This is a genomic window from Undibacterium sp. MH2W, assembly GCF_049340215.1.
Lineage (GTDB): Bacteria > Pseudomonadota > Gammaproteobacteria > Burkholderiales > Burkholderiaceae_D > Undibacterium.
This window is the reverse complement of record NZ_JBMPPA010000002.1, coordinates 630,727-648,076: the sequence shown is the minus strand read 5'-3', so window position 1 is coordinate 648,076 and position 17,350 is coordinate 630,727. Positions and strand designations below refer to the sequence as shown.

Annotated in this window: 13 protein-coding genes; 2 read left to right on the top strand and 11 right to left on the bottom strand. The window is 48.5% G+C overall.

Annotated features, from left to right (window positions below; all coding sequences use genetic code 11):
* Positions 1-59: 59 nt before the first annotated feature.
* Entirely contained in the window at positions 60-407 is a 348-nt protein-coding gene (gene hpf / locus ACO0K2_RS07200) for a ribosome hibernation-promoting factor, HPF/YfiA family (RefSeq protein WP_423017187.1), read from the top strand.
* A 167-nt stretch (positions 408-574) separates the two neighbouring features.
* Positions 575-1,669: an enoyl-CoA hydratase/isomerase family protein gene (locus ACO0K2_RS07195; RefSeq protein ID WP_423017185.1), complete on the top strand. Its 1,095-nt coding sequence runs from the start codon at positions 575-577 to the stop codon at positions 1,667-1,669.
* Between the two features lie 85 nt (positions 1,670-1,754).
* Here the strand turns inward: ACO0K2_RS07195 and ACO0K2_RS07190 are convergent, their stop codons facing one another.
* The 11 genes from ACO0K2_RS07190 to ACO0K2_RS07140 all read right to left on the bottom strand — a co-directional run bounded on the left by ACO0K2_RS07190 (position 1,755) and on the right by ACO0K2_RS07140 (position 17,337).
* A complete protein-coding gene (locus tag ACO0K2_RS07190; protein WP_423017183.1) occupies positions 1,755-2,483 on the bottom strand; it encodes an ABC transporter ATP-binding protein in 729 nt (242 codons plus the stop codon).
* 10 nt (positions 2,484-2,493) lie between these two features.
* Positions 2,494-4,458 carry an ABC transporter permease subunit gene (locus tag ACO0K2_RS07185; RefSeq protein WP_423017181.1) on the bottom strand — a complete coding sequence of 655 codons (1,965 nt, stop codon included), beginning with the start codon at positions 4,456-4,458 and terminating at the stop codon, positions 2,494-2,496.
* Positions 4,459-4,467: 9 nt separating this feature from the next.
* Positions 4,468-5,358, bottom strand: coding sequence for a branched-chain amino acid ABC transporter permease (locus tag ACO0K2_RS07180; protein ID WP_423017179.1), 891 nt, complete (start codon positions 5,356-5,358; stop codon positions 4,468-4,470).
* Between the two features lie 190 nt (positions 5,359-5,548).
* Positions 5,549-6,706, bottom strand: a complete 1,158-nt coding sequence (locus tag ACO0K2_RS07175) for an ABC transporter substrate-binding protein (RefSeq protein ID WP_423017177.1) — start codon at positions 6,704-6,706, stop codon at positions 5,549-5,551.
* Positions 6,707-7,376: 670 nt separating this feature from the next.
* On the bottom strand, positions 7,377-8,084 hold the full coding sequence (locus ACO0K2_RS07170) for a DUF4197 domain-containing protein (RefSeq protein WP_423017175.1): 708 nt from the start codon (positions 8,082-8,084) through the stop codon (positions 7,377-7,379).
* Positions 8,085-8,118: 34 nt separating this feature from the next.
* Positions 8,119-9,273, bottom strand: coding sequence for a deoxyguanosinetriphosphate triphosphohydrolase (locus tag ACO0K2_RS07165; protein ID WP_423017173.1), 1,155 nt, complete (start codon positions 9,271-9,273; stop codon positions 8,119-8,121).
* A gap of 2 nt (positions 9,274-9,275) precedes the next feature.
* Positions 9,276-10,928, bottom strand: coding sequence for a bifunctional shikimate kinase/3-dehydroquinate synthase AroKB (gene aroKB, locus ACO0K2_RS07160; RefSeq protein ID WP_423017171.1), 1,653 nt, complete (start codon positions 10,926-10,928; stop codon positions 9,276-9,278).
* A gap of 81 nt (positions 10,929-11,009) precedes the next feature.
* Complete coding sequence (locus ACO0K2_RS07155; protein WP_423017169.1) at positions 11,010-13,955, bottom strand: beta strand repeat-containing protein; 2,946 nt, start codon at positions 13,953-13,955, stop codon at positions 11,010-11,012.
* A 54-nt stretch (positions 13,956-14,009) separates the two neighbouring features.
* Entirely contained in the window at positions 14,010-16,157 is a 2,148-nt protein-coding gene (gene pilQ, locus ACO0K2_RS07150; RefSeq protein ID WP_423017167.1) for a type IV pilus secretin PilQ, read from the bottom strand.
* Complete coding sequence (locus ACO0K2_RS07145) at positions 16,154-16,687, bottom strand: pilus assembly protein PilP (RefSeq protein WP_423017165.1); 534 nt, start codon at positions 16,685-16,687, stop codon at positions 16,154-16,156. The genes pilQ and ACO0K2_RS07145 overlap by 4 nt, the downstream gene beginning before the upstream one ends.
* The gene (locus tag ACO0K2_RS07140) at positions 16,684-17,337 is read right to left on the bottom strand and encodes a type 4a pilus biogenesis protein PilO (RefSeq protein WP_423017163.1); all 654 of its coding nucleotides are present in this window, start codon (positions 17,335-17,337) and stop codon (positions 16,684-16,686) included. Before ACO0K2_RS07140 ends, ACO0K2_RS07145 begins: the two co-directional genes overlap by 4 nt.
* Positions 17,338-17,350 lie beyond the last annotated feature (13 nt).

The following is a 17,350-nucleotide window of genomic DNA, read 5'->3' as shown; positions in this document are numbered from 1 at the left end:
ACATTTTGAATGAATCGAGCGCATTGTTGTAGCATGTAACATCACTATAGGAGCACAGTATGAATCTCACCATCAGTGGACATCACGTCGAAGTAACTCCTGCAATTCGCGAATACGTGCATACCAAGTTGGAAAGGGTACGGCGCCACTTCGATCAAGTCATTGATATTGCCGTCATTCTGACGGTAGACAAGCTCCGGGAAAAAGAAAAACGTCACAAGGCAGATATCAACCTGCACATCAGTGGTAAAGATATCCACGTTGAGAGTTTGGCACATGATTTGTATGCTGCCATTGATGCATTGGTCGATAAACTGGATCGTCAAGTGATTAAACACAAAGACAAGATTCAGGAACATCACCACGATGCCATCAAACACATGCCTGATCCGGCATCGGCATCATAAGCACCTCATGAGCGCCCTGCGAAGTCAGAGGCAACCAACAAAGGACGCAATAGAGCGTCCTTTTTTGTTTGCGTAACGCTTTCTGTCGCAGTGCCAAAAGCGCGTGACGCCACATCCAGCCCAGCATAAAATAAGGGCTTCATCACCATTATTCTATTGGTCATCCTATGAGCGAACACGTTATCACCTCCGTTAATAATCATATTGGGTTTATTACGCTAGACCGCCCCAAAGCACTCAACTCGCTTTCACTAGAGATGGTTCGTGCCATCACCGCTAGTCTCTTACAATGGCGCGATGACGCACAAATTCGTGCTGTCGTTATTCATAGCAGTAGCGAAAAGGCCTTGTGCGCGGGTGGTGACATTCGCTTTTTTTATGATGTTGGCACAGCATCCCCGAAGGGTGATAGTGCACTCTTAGAAGATTTTTTTACGGAAGAATATGCATTAAATCATTTAATTCATTTTTATCCGAAGCCTTACATCGCCATCATGAATGGCGTTGTGATGGGTGGAGGCATGGGTATCGCACAAGCAGGCCAAGACGCCTGCGTACGCATCGTCACTGAACGCACGAAAATGGCGATGCCAGAGGTGAATATCGGACTCTTCCCCGATGTAGGAGGTGGTTACTTCTTATCACACACACCTGGCCAAATCGGTACGTATCTGGGCTTAAGCGGAGAGATCATTGGTGCGGCGGACGCCCTCTATGCAGGCCTTGCTGATGTGTTTATTCCAACAACGGAGATTCCCGCGTTGATGGCGCTTTTCAGCAATCACGATACGACTGATTGGCGTCAAGCGATTCACAATTTCGCCGCTCCCTTTGCAACGCAAATCGACCCAACGCAAAGCAAACTGGCCACACATCGTACAGAGATTGATGCCTTGTTCATCGGCGATAGTGTCCCTGCTATCACAGAGCGTCTGAAAGCCAGCGATAGCACCTTCGCTCAGACAACCGTCGCCACGATGGAAAAACGCTCACCATTGCTCATGAGCGTGACATTGGAGCAACTGCGCCGCAGCGCCAACATGACGGTGTCAGATTGTCTGCGCATGGAAAGAACCATGGTTCGTCACTGTTTCAAGCATGGTGAAGTCGTAGAAGGTGTTCGTGCGTTGGTTGTCGACAAAGATAATCAACCACAATGGTCACCTGCACATCTCTCAGAGGTGACACGCGATATGGTGCTGGGATTCTTCTCGCCGGTATGGCCAGATTATGCTCATCCGCTGCACGCATTAGCGGGATAATCCAAAGACCTATTGACGTCAGCAATCTGTCTAAAAAAAACACCCCGCTGTACTACTCGCGGGGTGTTTTACATCAATGGCAGTCTTAGTGCTGCGCATTTCCTCCGAGATACGCCGCCTTCACTGCAGGATCGTTCTGCAAGCTCGCCGCAGGACCATGCACCGAAATACGCCCATTTTCCAGTACGTAGCCGTAATCAGCGACGGCCAACGCTGCTGCCGCAAACTGTTCCACAAGCAACATCGTCATCCCTTCTTGCTTGAGACGCTGGATAATCCGGAATACTTCATCGACCAAAATCGGTGCCAATCCCATGGATGGCTCATCCAATAGAATCACTTCCGGATTGAGCATCACCGCACGTGCCATCGCCAGCATCTGCTGCTCACCACCCGACAACGTGCCAGCGAGTTGATCACGACGTTCACGCAGACGCGGAAACAATTCCATCGCCTTTTGCAGATCCGTCTCAATATCACCGCGACTACGTGAGCCAGTAAATCGAGGGAAAGCACCTAACAATAAATTATCTTTCACCGACATCGTCGCAAACACGCGGCGACCTTCTGGTGAATGCGCCAAACCAGCGCGAGCAATTTTGTGCGAATCGAGACCAGTGATGTCCTGCCCTCCCAGACTAACTGTCCCCTCTTTCGGTTTCAACATTCCAGAAATGGCACGCATTGTGGTTGTTTTACCGGCACCATTAGAACCGATTAGCGTCACCACTTTTCCTTTTGGGACAGACAAGGAAATACCGTGCAATACCTGTACCTTACCGTAAGCGGCGTGTAAATTTGAAATTTCTAACATAGGGTTCTCCTTACGCCGTTGTCGCCGAATGGGCTGCGCCACTCAACTCGTCGCTGACGCTGCCGCCAAGGTAAGCCTCAATCACTTTCGGATCAGCCTGTACATCGGCAGGTTTGCCTTCGCAAATTTTCTGACCGAAATCGAGGACGGTGACGGTATCGCACAGCGACATCACCACATCCATATGATGCTCAATCAGAATAATAGTGATGCCATGCTCACGAATTTTTCGAATGATCGCGATCAGTTCTTTAATATCGGGTGCCGTCAATCCAGCAGCAGGCTCATCGAGCAACAGCAACTGAGGATTTAAGCCAAGTGCACGACCAATCTCTAATAACCGCTGCTTACCATACGGCAGATTGCGTGCTTCTTCATTCGCCAGATCAGACAGGCCCACAAAGTGCAAGATACTGGCCGCCCGTTCTCGTGCAGTGCGCTCTTCACGCAGATAGCGAGGGGTATGCAACATCGCATCAAATACGTTGCTACGGAATGTGCTGTGCAAGCCGACCAAGACGTTTTCTGTCGCCGTCATTTCACCAAATAGCTGGACGTTCTGAAACGTGCGAGCGACGCCTCCCAAGGCGATGGCTGAAGGTGTCGATCCTGAGATGACCCGTCCACCAAACTCCACCACACCATCGGTTGGTTTATAGATCCCAGTCAAGACATTCATCATCGTACTTTTACCAGAACCATTCGGACCGATTAACCCGTGCACGGCACCTTGAGCGATCTGTAAGTCAACATGATTTAAGGCTTTCAAACCACCGAACTGCATCAACAACTGACGTGCGCTCAACAACACACCAACACGTGCACCACCAGCATTGGCAATGGCTAAGGATTCATCCACTGCAGTGGCATCGGTCTTCGCAATCAGATGACGTGGGCCTTTTCCAAACATGGCACTGACAAAGCCAACAATCCCGTCCTGCAGGTAATACACAACGAACAAAGTCATCAGACCGAAGATGGTCAGACGCCAGTCTGTGATGTTTTCCAACTTATAAGAAAACAGCGCCATACCAATAGTTGCAGCGACCGGCACCATGATTTCACGCGCTGTTTTACGCTTCTGTGCGAGGGCAATCCCTGAACCAATCGTCGCAATCACAGCCGCCGCCGTCGAGATCTGACGGAACAAATCGATATCTGCCAACAAGGAAGGCAACATCACGACGATGAACGCACCGATCAGAGAACCAATACGGCTCTTGCGTCCCCCCATAATCACGGCCAACAAAAACAGAATCGTCAATTCAAAGTTATAGGTATTTGGCGAGATATATTGTTCCGAGTAAGCGTACAGACTACCCGCCAGACCCGCTAAGGCCGCACTGATCACGAACGCGTAGACCTTGTAGCGATACACGGAGACACCCATACAGTCCGAAGCAATCGGGCTGTCACGCAACGCCTGAAACGCGCGTCCAAGATGAGAACGCAAAACACGGTGAACAACAACCAACGCGACGACCATCAAAATGGCAACGAGATAGAAGAACGTTGTTTCATCCATTTTTTGACCAAACCATCCTGGTTTCGTAATCTGAATCCCCATAGGACCTTCAGTGAGGAAACTCATTTCGTTGATCAAAATTTGCGTGATCGTACCAAACGCCAAGGTCACCATCGCCAAATAGGGCCCCGTCACGCGCAATGCAGGTAAGGCCATCACAGCACCAAAGACAGCAGCGACGACAATACTCGCAGGCAAGGCGACCAAGATTGGTAAGCCGAGTTTCAGATACAACACCCCAGTGGTATAGGAACCGATCCCAAATAGACCAGCGTGACCTAATGACACCTGCCCCGTATAGCCAACAACGATGTCGAGGCCAAACAAGAGAATGGCGTAAATTAAAATGGTTTCTGCCAGATGCAGATAGTACGGATTGTGCATGAACACGGGGAACAATCCCAATGCGACGATGCCAATCGCAGAAAGTATGAAGGTCTTTTTATTCATGATATCTCCTTACACTTTCTTAATCGCTGTTTTACCAAACAAACCAGCAGGTTTGATCGCTAATACCAATAACAGCAACACGAGACCAGGAACCTCTTTGTAGCCCGTGGATACATAGAACCCCGTCAACGTTTCAGCAATCCCCAAAATCAGACCGCCCACAATCGCGCCGACACCCGATGTCAACCCGCCGATAATGGCGACCGCAAACGCTTTCAAGCCAAGTGAAGAGCCCATCGTCGCACCGGTCAAGGTCAACGGCGCCACCAACACACCGGCAAATGCAGCTGTCGCAGAAGACAAGGCATAAGAGAAAGTAATGACCATGCTGGTGTTAATACCCATCAAACCTGCGGCATCGCGGTCGTTTGAAGTAGCCACGACTGCCTTACCGTAGATCGATTTACGATTAAACATTTCGACCGCCAACATGATCGCCAGTGCACCAACAATCACGACAATTTGCATCGGCTGCACATTCGCACCAAAAATCTGAAATGGTTGCGCAGACAACGGAGAAGGAAAGGTCAAATCGTCCTTACCCCAGATATTTTCAGCCACGTTTTTAAAAATAATCGCCATCGCAATCGTGGACATAATCCAGCCAAATTCCGATTTAATTTTAATCGCTGGCCGCACCGCAATCCACTCGACAACCACACCTTGCAGGCCACCAAACAAGATCACCAAGGGGATCATCAGCCAATAATTCATGTAAGGGCCGCCATGAATATTCCCGACCAGACTAAGTCCGACCAGCGCCCCTAACATGAGTGATTCGCCTTGTCCAAAGTTGAGCGTGCCAGAAGTAGCGAAGGTCAACTGATAACCAAATGCGATCACTGCGTAAATCATGCCAAGCGCAATGCCGCTAAACACGAGTTGTAATAGGATTTCCATTTTTATTACCCGAATGGAGTGCATCCGTTCAGACGTGAGTCCACCCGCCCTCGCTACATGACATATCGAAGAAGAATGAACCAACCAGAGAGGATGCAATGTCTAGAAAAGGATCAGGCGCTTGCGGTTGCTCTTTGCAAGCGACCTGATTCCGGTCTTACTCAGTCATACACAGTGAAACTGAATTGTTTTATTTTGCTAAAACGATGTGACCATCTTTGGCCTCGCCCATGACAGGCATACCGGCTTTAATGGCTTCGTGATCGTCATGCGTGAATGGCTTCACATAGGTCGTGACGACACCTTCTACTTTTTCGTTCAGATTCTCTAGTGCTTCACGGACTTTCGGGCCATCTGTTGTGCCAGCCTGTTTCATCGCGGCCGCTAACAAGTAGATAGAGTCATAGCCTTGAGCTGCCGAGACAGGAGATGGGATACGATCGATTTTGTAGGACTTTTGGTAAGCTTCGATAAAGGCTTTACGTTTTGGCGTATTCGGATCTTGGATGAAAGTTTGTGGCATGCTCGCACCATCACCGTTTTTACCAGCGTTATCGAGGAAGTTACCCATCGACAGCGTCCAGCTACCAATCATTGGTACCTTCCAGCCCAACTTCTCCATACCGTTGGCGATTTGCGCTAACTCAGGACCAATACCATACGTCAGAATGACCTGTGCGCCACCTTGCTTCGCCTTGAGCAACTGCGCGGTCATATCTACGTCTTTGATATTGAACTTTTCAACAGCAACCGGTTTGATACCTTTTGCGGCCAATGTACGCTCAAGATCTTCACGACCTAATTGACCGTAGTTTGTCGAGTCAGCAAGGATCGCGACTTTCGTGAACTTACGCTTAACAACGGCCTCATCAACGATCATTGCGGATTGCACTGTATCGTTGGCGGCATTGCGGAAAATATAGTTCTCTGTAAATTCAGGTGCAACGAATTGCTTCGTGACGATAGAGCCTGTCGCCACGTTATTCATGACTGGAATTTTAGCGTTTTGATAGAAGCGCTGTGAAGCAATCGCGACGCCCGTGTTGGCATAACCAACCGTCGCCACAACGCGTTCCTTGTTAATCAACTCTTGAGCAACCTGCACGCCACGTTCATTTTTCGCCTCGTCATCGCGCTCAACGATTTGCAGTTGACGGCCAAGTACGCCGCCCTTCGCATTGATCTCTGCAACGGCGAGCTTCACACCATCGCGCATCGACACACCCATTGGTGCCGAACCGCCAGTCAGAGGGCCAGAAACGCCAATTTTAATCGGCTCAGCGGCAACGCCTGCAACGGACCATGTGATCAATGCAGAAGCAATCAAGGTTTTCATTTTGTATGACATGTTGGTCTCCAGATAATTGATGTCTCATTCAATTTTTATTCCATGACTGAGAGCCGAGAATCCGTTTGGTGTATGTTCACCCTTGACGTTGATCCTGACCTCAACCAGGTCGTGCTACCAAACTGATGTATTTCATTTTCTTATTCAGTGCACTTAAGCTTTAACTTAACAGATATTTCAATGCTGCATTGCAACACCATCTACTTAAGTGAAACTACGCAGTACGCGCTATTTTTGTCGCACAGAAATGGACAACAGACAGAAAACAATGAGGGACGCCCCTCTGAGGACGCAGAAAACGCTATAGACGCGCACATGAGCAGCCTTAAGTGCGTCCGCAACGCAGTCCTACCGTGAATTGCAAATCATTGTTATAAGCTCAAAAACATCCTCAGTTGTCGCGTGGAGGTAACATTCGCTCGGAGCGAGTCGCCATCAACGTAGCGTTCTAAGCTTGCCCCTCCAAAACAACTGACGCAAAGTCGCTCTACTAAGGCGTGGCGACGAAGACATTACTTGACGTAAGGCGAGTCGCCAACAACGCAGACAGAGCGGCTTTTCACCTCCAAAAACTGACGCAAAGACGCTCTGGCAAGGCGTGGCGACGAAGACATTACTTGACGTAAGGCGAGTCGCCAACAACGCAGACAGAGCGGCTTTTCGTCAGTTTTTATTTGAGGAGGGTGAACACTTTACTGATCACCGAACTCCCCGCCCCCAACGGATCCTGACGAATTTTCTTTTCTTCTTCACTGATCATAAGAAAGAGCCCATCGAGTGCTTTTTGGGTAACGTATCCTTCGACCGTGGCTTCTTGTTCTGGGACGACGCCAAATTTCTGGGCTTGTCCCATGACGGCGTTGTATTTGGCAGAGAGTCCTGCTTTATCGGTGACACCTTTTACGAGAGGTAAAAATTTAACAGCGAGGGGGGCGGACGTTTTTTGCCGAAAGAAGTCTGTGACGGAGGTTTCGCCACCGGTAAGAATGTTTTTGGCGTCGGTGATGGACATGGACTTTACGGCGTTAAGAAGCAGTGGTTTTGCTAGGGGAACTGCTGCTTCTGCGGCACGGTTCATGGAAACGACGAGGTCATCGAGTTGCTGTCCTTTCCCGGTCATTTTGAGAATGGGTCGGGCTTTTTCGAGAATGGAAGGCAACTGAATTTTCACTTTTTCGTTATTGAGAAAGCCATTCTCCACACCGAGATTACTGACGGCGACGGTTGAGCCCTTGTCTAATGCAGCTTTGAGTCCGGCACTCGCATCTTGATTACTCAGATCATTGAGTGAAATGGCATGCGCAGTCACGGAGAGTCCGAGCAAAACGAGAGGAATACAGCGGGTAAATTGACGACGTTTGATATGAAATTGGGGCATGATTTTCTCCGTAAATAGGGTGGTGCGCGACGACTCAGTTTTCATTAATAGAAAAAAGTCGGCGATGTTCTCTCATAGCATAGCGATCTGTCATACCTGCGATGTAGTCTGCGATTTTTCTCGCTTGCTGATGTTGCTTGGATACTTCATCAATGGCAGAAAGAACTTGGTAATCTGGGGGTAAAAGATTCGGTTCTGCGATAAAGGCATCGAATAACTCATGAATGATGCGCCGTGCTTTTGACATCATGCGATTGACTTGATAATGCCGATAGAGTTGGTGATGCAAAAACTGCTTAAGAACTTTGGCCTCTTGATATTGTGCGTCTGAGAACGTAATCATTTTTGGCATGCGACGTACATCGTCGACGGATGTTGGCTGAGAATCGGCGATACGTGCTGCGGATGTTTTAATTAAATCGGTGATGAGCGTATTGATCATGCGACGAATAGTTTCTGAGATCGCACGACGGCCCGCTAGGCCTGGATAGGCAAGTTCAACTTCCGCTCGGTGATGTGCAAAAATATCGACATCGAGCATTTGTTTTTCTGTGATGAGCCCGGAACGAATACCATCATCGATGTCATGATTGTTGTAGGCAATCTCATCTGCGAGGTTGGTCAATTGCGCTTCTAAACTGGGTTGCGTTTTATGTATAAATCGTTCGCCAACGTCACCGAGTGCGCTGGCATTCGTGAGCGAGCAGTGTTTGAGAATACCTTCGCGGGTTTCAAAGCAAAGATTTAATCCATCAAACGCAGCGTAACGCTCTTCGAGACGATCAACAATTCTTAAGCTTTGCAGATTATGTTCAAAGCCGCCATAGGGCTGCATACAAGCATTGAGCGCGTCTTGCCCTGCATGCCCGAAGGGTGTGTGTCCGAGATCATGGGCGAGAGCGATGGCTTCGACGAGATCTTCATTCAAACGGAGATTACGCGCAATCGAGCGCCCTATTTGCGCGACCTCAAGACTGTGCGTCAGCCGAGTTCGAAACAGATCCCCCTCGTGATTGACAAACACTTGTGTTTTATACTCAAGCCGACGAAAGGCAGAACAGTGAATGATGCGGTCACGATCGCGTTGAAATTCACTCCGCGAACTGGATGCGGGCTCAATAAAAAGCCGCCCTCTCGATGTGGACGATTGGGCGGCATAGGGTGCTAAATGTTGATCTGTCAATGTCATTGCTATTCTAGGATGCAGTGGCGTAACGTTTCTAACAAAACAGGTTCCGGCACACTAGTGATGACTGCCGTACCCAACGGTTTGAGCAAAATAAATTTAATTTGCCCACCTTCATTTTTCTTATCGACTTCCATCAACTCTAACCAGCGTTGTTCACCTAAATCCGGCGCGACGACCGGCAATCCTGCCGCTTCGACTAATTGCTTGATGCGGGTTTTGCTGACGAAATCGATGTAACCTAATCGGAATGATAACTCAGCTGCCATGACCATGCCGCAGCCGACCGCTTCGCCGTGCAACCACGTTCCAAAGCCGAGTCCTGCTTCAATGGCATGTCCAAAAGTATGGCCGAAGTTGAGGATAGCACGCAGTCCTCCTTCGCGTTCGTCTTGTCGAACGACATCCGCTTTGATTTCACACGAGCGGGCAATCACATGCGCTAACGCTTGCGGATCTTTCGCACGCAGTTTGCTCATATTTTGCTCGAGCCATGCGAAAAAAGTCGCATCGATAATCGCACCGTGCTTGATCACTTCTGCCAAGCCCGCAGACAACTCTTTGTCTGGTAAGGTGTTCAACGTTGCTGTGTCTGCAATCACTGCTTGAGGTTGATAAAACGCACCAATCATATTCTTACCTAGCGGATGATTGATGCCTGTTTTACCTCCAACGGATGAATCTACTTGCGAAAGCAATGTGGTTGGCACTTGTACAAAAGGAACGCCACGCATGTACGTTGCCGCTGCAAATCCCGTCATATCGCCAATGACACCACCACCAAGTGCGATTAAGGTGGTTTTGCGATCACACTTATGCGCAAGTAAATGATCGAAAATTAAATTGAGGTTATCCCAGTTTTTATAAACCTCGCCATCTGGCAAGATCACGGCACTACAGGTTTTACCGAGTGCATGAAGTTGCGTCTCAAGCGTCTGCAGATAAAGAGGAGCAACAACCGTATTCGTGACCACGACAACATGCGTGCCGCGAATTTTCTCTCCCAACAGCGCCGCATTTCCTAACAGATCCTGACCGATCGAGATGGGATAACTACGCTCGCCTAATTGAACGTTCATCGATTGAATGGCGCTTTGGTGTACAGAATGCATGTTAGTTGGATGAGATTGAAAATAGCTTGCCACTAATGGCTGGGGTAACTTGTCGAGAATATTTTGTACGAGGTGCTGCACATTGGGGCGGCCGGTCTCAATGACCAGATGGGCTGCTTTCTGGTACAGGGGATGGCGTTGCGCCTCTAACTCTTCGAGCTTTTTACGGGGATCCGCGGTTCTGAGTAACGGACGATTTTTATCGTTTTTTGTGCGTTGAAGAATACTGCTAATACCCGCACGCAAGTAAATGACCGTGCCGCGTTCGTGCAGGTATCTCAAGCTATCAGGATTGAGAATGGCGCCACCACCGGTCGCCAGAACAATATCATTCTGGGCAGTTAAATCACGGATGACGTCCGCTTCCCTTTGACGAAAACTAACTTCACCCTCTATCTCAAAAATGACTGGGATCGAGACCCCAGTACGGGCCTCAATCTCATGATCAGAATCAATAAAACGTTTGTTTAACTTTCTCGCCAGGGCCCGGCCGACTGTCGTCTTCCCGGACCCCATAAGACCTACTAGAAAAATATTGCCAGACATCGCAATTTCCTGGGCAAATTAAATTCAGCGCCTGGACACTCACAAAGTCTCCTGCACAACCTTTTTACTACTGATCCCTCATTAACAACCTTGGCCACCAGTTAGAATCTTCATTGTACTCGTTGTTGACGTATTCAGACTATCCACAACTGTGAAAGTCAGTGTTGTATCGGCCCCCACGCAACGTGTACCTTGGCTACCTAAGCCGATCGTCAGCGTCCGGTCTGTAAAGAACGGTGCTTGGGATGGCAACAATGCAACGCCATTATTGGTGACGGTGACGGAGGATAACAGTGCAGCGTTCGTTCCGGCTGTAAAGACTTGGAACGGAGGTACACCACCGTTTAACGTCAACGATACGGATGAACTGTTGTTATCCAATATGGACCAATTCACTGGTGTTAAAGACAGATTATTAACAGCCGCCAAAATAGAACTGATGGTTACCTGAACGACTGTTCCTTTGCTATCCGTCACAACAATCGCAGCGGAATTGTTCACTTTTGCCATCGTAGCAGTAAAGGTTGCACTAGATGTGTTTTGAACAATATTTCCAATTGTGACACTGGATGGATTATTAGAAACTATCGTATATGGCGCTGAACCACCATTGACGGAGAACTGGAGAACGTCTCCAACATACGCTTGGGTAACGGCTGATGGCGCCACACCCAAATTCACAACGTTAGAAGTTACCACAGTCACTGTCGTCGAAATTGGTGCGCCTCCAGCACTGTCAATGATACGAACAGTTGCCGTACCTGCACTCACCGGCGTCAGAATCAATGAACCACCTGAAATCGTCGCCTTAACAACACTTTCACTACTCGATGCAGCAGTGTATGGCGCAGTACCGCCACCGACAACGTACGTTGGGACAGGTGACTGACCTACTGTCATCGTCACACTACCTGGTACTGAAGAATAAAATGGAATGGATACGCTGCTACCAACAGTCACTGTTACTGTCAATTTCGTCCCGGCTGAATCAGTAATGACGATGTTGGCAGTACCAGCAGCAATCCCGGTGACAGTGTAAGTGCTTCCACTCAAACTCACGGTTGCCACACCTGTTGCGCTACTTACGACGCTGTAAGGTGCGACACCACCCGAGATCTGATACTGAGGCGCATTGCTGCTACCAGCACTAATTTGCACTGAAGAAGGTGCATTTGTGTAAAGTGCATTAGAAGTTCCACCTGACACAGTGACTGTAATCGGTGTCAAGCTCACGCCAGCCGCATCCTTGATTGTGACGGTCGCCGAACCAGACAAATTACCAGTCAGCTGGAACGTTGAACCGTTAAGCACGGCCGTCAGCACGGTCGTATTGCTGCTCACAACCGAGTAAGGCGCCGTACCACCACTGATGTTGTAGGAAGCACTACCGCCTCCTGCCGACAAGGTCACTGCTGCGGGTGCTGTTGTGAACAAATTCGTTGTAGCACCAGTAACGGTAACGTTAATTTGAATCGTCGTACCGTTTGTGTCAGTGATAATGATCGAAGTCGAACCTGCTGCAACGCCAGTAATAATAAAGTTACTACCGTTCAGGCTCACTGTAGCAACACTGTTATTAGCGCTGCTGACGAGGTAAATCTGGCTACCACCGGCAATCGTGAAAGTCGATGATACGGTGCCTGGACTCAATGTAATACTGCTTGGCGCACTCGTGAATAATTTCGATACGGCACCTACTTGTACAGAAATTGTCACTGTTTGACTGGAAGAATCTAATACCGTTAACGTTGCTTGGCCGATTGCATTACCGGTCACCGTTAAGGTACCGCCAGTAATCGTCGCCGTGGCGACACTCGCATTGCTTGTACCAACAGCATAAGGCGCGCTACCACCTTGCACTTTGTAGGCAGATGACGCACCGACGGCAATGTTGATACTTCCTGACGCAGAAGTCACCAATGCGCCGCCAGATGAACCAACGGTAACTGACAATTGCTGGCTTGCACCCAAACTATCAGACACGATAATTGAGGCAGTTCCTTGCGAAACGCCGGTAATCGCAAACTGCGCAGAGTTAATGCCGCTACTGGTCAGAGTGACCGTCGCAACGCTTGCGTTACTGCTTGACGCGAAGTAAATACCACTACCACCACCGATCTGATAGGTGGAAGACGTCGCCCCGACAGGCACAGCAACGCTGAATGGGGCGTTGATGAATAAGCTAGAACCTGTGCCAACTGTCACACTAATTGTTTGAGTTCCACCTTGCGTATCGGTCACCGTCACCAACGCAGAACCTGCACTGATACCAACCAAGGAGAAGGCACTTCCACCTGGAATAAAGTTGACACGTACATTGCTCGAGCTGCTCGCGACATTATAGACACCACTACCACCACCGATCTGATAGACCGATGACAGTGATCCTGGACTCAAGTTAATGTTACTTGGCGCTGACGTAAAGAAGGTGATTCCTGTACCCACCGTCACTGAAATCGAGACCTGTGCACCTTGGCTATCCGTTACCGTGACAGTCGTCGTACCAGCTGCGACGCCGCTGATAATAAATGTGCCAGCTTTTTGATTAAAGTTAACAGCGGCAATCCCTGGACCATTACTCACTGCAGAAATGTAAAGCCCACTACCACCCGTGATCGAGTACACAGCCGATTGGGCACCGATCAACAGCGTTACGTTTGGAGACGCAGACGTTTTTAATGCGGCTCCAGTACCAACAACAACGGTGATATTGACTTGCGTACCCGCATGATCAGTGACCACAACGGTAAATGTACCCGTCGTTGTGGTGGATGCCGAGATAGTCAAAGTTGTACCGGACACGCTAACAGATAATGCTGTGTTACTTGTGCTCACGGTGTAATCAGGCACACCACCACCCACGGTGAAACTTTGAGATTGTCCTGGAAGAACGTTAATCGACGCTGGGGCAGAGGTAAACAGGGCCACTTTGGCACCCGTCGCTCCTGGTGAGCCACCACCACCACCACACGCTGACATCAATGCCAGCAAAAATAAGCCAGAAAGAATCCGGAAAAAGCTTTTCATGAAACACCTGTAGTTGAGCGAAAGCATTTATTAATCACAATAAGGGGGTGGAGTTTACTTTAAACCTAAACGGTCAGTCATAATTTTCGGGGTAATGAAAATCAGGAGTTCTGTTTTCGCACTACTTTTGCCCGTTGTCCGGAACAAATTCCCTAAGAGCGGAAGATCACCAAAAAATGGAATTTTAGTCACACTGTCGGCCTCTGTTTGCTGGTAAATACCACCAAGAACCACCGTACCGCCATTTTCGACCAGCACCATCGTTTTCACTTCTTTCGTATCGATGGCAAGACCTGAAGATGTTTGCTGACCGACACTATCCTTGTGCACCTCAACGTCGAGGATGATGTTGCCATCTGGTGTAATTTGCGGTGTAACTTCAAGTCGCATCGTTGCTTTTCTAAACGCGATTGACGTAGCGCCACTTGCCGTTGCCACTTGGTATGGCAATTCAGTACCCTGCTCAATTAAGGCTTTTAATTGATCGGCAGTAACCACACGCGGGCTAGAAATCACTTTGCCTTTGCCATCCGCTTCGAGGGCAGAAAGCTCGAGGTTCAAGAAACGATTTGCAGCGGATGAGAACAAACTCACCGCCAAACTACCCGGCGTTAAACCACCAATCGAAGCCGCTGGTAAATTCACAAACTGTGAATTAGCAAGTGTGTTACCTGTCGCTGCAGTTTGGAGCGTTTGTTCACCGACACCTGTCATCGTTCCTGTGATCGCAACGCTTTGATTACCATTGACCTGATAGCCCGTCGTGCCGCCATTAAGGCCACGTAAGTCAGTGAATCCCAACTTCGCACCCAGATTTTTACTAAACGTATCGTCCGCTTCGACAATACGCGCTTCGATCATGACTTGCTTGGAAGCGATATCCGTTTTTTGAATCAGCTTACGAACTTCTTCGATTTTAGAAGGAATATCAGTCACGAATAACTGGTTAGTGCGCGGCTCGATGACTGCACTACCGCGTTTAGACAGCAGTCGGTTCGTCGTTGATCCATCATTACCGAAAACGAGTTTGAATGCTTCCGCTTTTTGGTAATTTAACTGGAAGGACTCTGTTTTCAATGGCTCTAAATCGGCAATTTGTGCTCGTTGCTCTAATTCGAGTTTTTCTTTCGTCAACAACTCGTCTTTTGGCGCAACCCAGATCACGTTACCGTTCTTACGCATGTCCAAGCCTTTGATCTGCATGATGTTATCCAATGCCTGATCCCAAGGAACATCTTTCAAACGCAATGTGATCGTACCGGTGACTGTATCGCTGGCAATCACGTTAAGACCACTCACCTCTGCGATGATTTGCAAAATGGCGCGCACTTCAATGTTCTGGAAGTTGAACGACAAGCGCTCCCCGCGGTATCCCTGCGTTCCTTGCGTCAGTTTGTTCGGATCTTCTTTGATGGGTTTCACTTCCAAGACGAATTGCGTATCGCTTTGATAAGAACTCTGTTCCCATAAGCCTTTCGGCTCGATCACCATCTGGACATTTTCGCCAGAGGGGGTTGTTGTTATTGTCTGCACAGGAGAACCAAAGTCAGCCACATCAAGTCGACGACGTAGAACATCCGGTAAACCAGCTTTTAAGAAAGTGACATAAATTTTCTGTCCCTGTTGACGTACATCGACAGCCACTTGATTTAAAGGCAAATCAACAACAATGCGTCCTTCGCCAGCAACGCCACGCCGAAAATCAATATCATGCAACATGGGCTTCGAGGTCTGCATCGGCGCATCCATATTGACAGGCAAGCCTTGTGAGTTCGCTGCAGTCGCAAGTCCACCAGAACCATCAATAGTCACGATGAGCATTTTGCCCTCGATGGTAGCCGCATAATTGAGCGGCTTATTGAGGTTAAAAATCATCCGAGAACGACCGGTTGCTTCGACCAATGTGACTGTGCGCAGATCACCTGTATTGATGTCGATAGACGTCTTACCGGTGCCATTGCCAACGTCAGCAAAATCAAGGGCGATACGCGCTGGATTCGCAATAGAAAAGCCGACAGGAAGTTTCGTCAACGGCTTTTTCATTGCGACGCGAACGATAATATTGGCACCCTGCTGATTTGCCTCAACGGATTCAATACTATTGGACTGCGCAGCTGCAAATTGTGAAATACCCAATAACAACAACAGACAAGCTCGGACAAACATAGCGCCCCTTTTACTTTTATTTATCAACGCATTCATTTCTGACTCTCCTGCAACTCAAGCTTGACCTTACGTTCAACCCACTCTCCTGCAGCATCCTGGACAGTTTCTTTAATATCGATTCCATCATCAGAGATACCTGTTATTAGCCCAAAATTTTGCCCGATATAACCTCCTACCTTTGCTTGATAGACTGTTTTATCTGCCTGTACCAACGCCTGCTTCAACCCTGCTTTTTCAATTGTTCCGACCATTTTAAGCGAGTCCAAAGGGAACGCTTCTAAGGCCTCTTTTCTTCTGTCCATATCTGGCCCGTGTGCAGAATCTGCTTTCATTCTTGCCAGGACCGCAAGCAGTTTCGCTGAATTAAACGGGTCAAGTTCATCTTTAACGGTATAGGCGACGGGCACAAATACCTTCGGCGGTGTTAGTTTTGGAATCGACAATTTAGTCTCTTTTTTGACCGTTGCCATCCATTCCGTTAATTCACTGGTACCGTTATCACCGCATGCACTTAACGCTAAGGCGGCCGTCAGGATCAATAAAAATTTCCACTTATTGAACATCATTTTTTCGCGGCCTTTTTCAAATTTTCCTGCGCGAGAACTTCGTCCTTATCGAGGTAACGGAAGGTTTTCGCAACGACATCGAGCGTCAAGGTGCTATCTTTAGGGTTGTTTGTAATTGATAAGTTGTTCAACGTCACAATCCTCGGCAACATCGCGATATCAGCGACAAACTCACCAAGGTCGTGGTAATTACCGCTCAGTTTGATGTCAATAGGTAGTTCAGCGTAGTAGTCTTTTACTGTGACCACGCCTGGTTTGAAAGAATTAAACACCAACCCACGTCCAGCGCCAGCTTGGTTAATGTCAGACAAGAGCGCGCCCATTTCCGCTTTGCTTGGCAATTGGCGCTCCATTGCAGCAACATACTGCTGCACTAACACGCGCTGATCCTTGAGCGCATCGAGATTAATCGCCTGATGCAGCTTCTCTTTATATTCCTGCTTTAGTTTGACTTCTTCTTGTTGCTTTTGATTGATTTCTTCATTTTGTCCGTCCCAATAAAAAAACCAACTCAGTATTAATACAACAACTAAGACACCAAACCCAACACTCAGGCGAGGAACTATCGGCCAGAGTCCGGGATGCAGACCATTTAAGTCACGAAACTGCGAGCTTACGTCTTCAATAAGCTCTTTCACATTAATCGCCATTCCTGACCTTCCA